Here is a 727-nt window from a genome sequence, read left to right as displayed (position 1 = left end):
CGGACTTCGAGGTCTGATTGCGGCTCCGCGAAGGGCGTTGACAATAACGGCCGAACACTGGCCGGGTCAGGCAACGCTGCAAAATCGACCTTTCCGTTCCTGGTCAGTGGAATATCGTCCACATGGACGATTCTTTCCGGAAGCATGTAGCTGGGGAGTGCCTCAGCAAGAAACTTCCGAAGATCGCTTTCCGCCAGTTCAGCTGGAGCCGACACATACGCGACCAGACGCCGCGATTCGGCTTGCGCCTCCGACCCAGCTATATCTCGCGCCGTAAGCTTTACACCTGCGCAGACAGAGGCGACTGCGACGGCGCCATGCACCGAGGGATGAGCGGACAAACGAGCTTCGATTTCTCCCAGCTCGATTCTGTGCCCGCGAATTTTAACCTGACGATCCCGTCGACCGAGACATTCCAGAAGCCCGTCGGAACGAACGCGCCCAAGATCACCTGTCCGATATAGGCGCCGGAAAGATAGGTCGTTTGAGAACGGGTTCGGCCCAAACGCATCCTTGGTGCGGACATGGTCATTGACGTAACCGGCAGCGACACCGACGCCGCTAACACAGATTTCGCCGACTTCTCCTACACTGCAGAGTCGTGGTCCGTCCGCGACATAAACCTCAACGTTTTGAATTGGCCTGCCGATCGGCACATAAGGCTCAGCCAGCGCAGGCGGAACGGAAACCAGATGATGCGTCACGCCGTCGGCGCACTCGGTCGGCC

At 58.7% G+C, this 727-nt stretch carries 1 protein-coding gene; it reads right to left on the bottom strand.

Annotated features, from left to right (window positions below):
* The coding region (locus I6F37_RS38340) for an AMP-binding protein (protein WP_225152950.1) at positions 1-704 on the bottom strand (704 nt) is incomplete at its 3' end.
* Positions 705-727 lie beyond the last annotated feature (23 nt).

Source organism: Bradyrhizobium sp. NBAIM08 (assembly GCF_020193935.1).
Lineage (GTDB): Bacteria > Pseudomonadota > Alphaproteobacteria > Rhizobiales > Xanthobacteraceae > Bradyrhizobium > Bradyrhizobium yuanmingense.
This window is presented reverse-complemented; position numbering and strand designations above follow the sequence as displayed.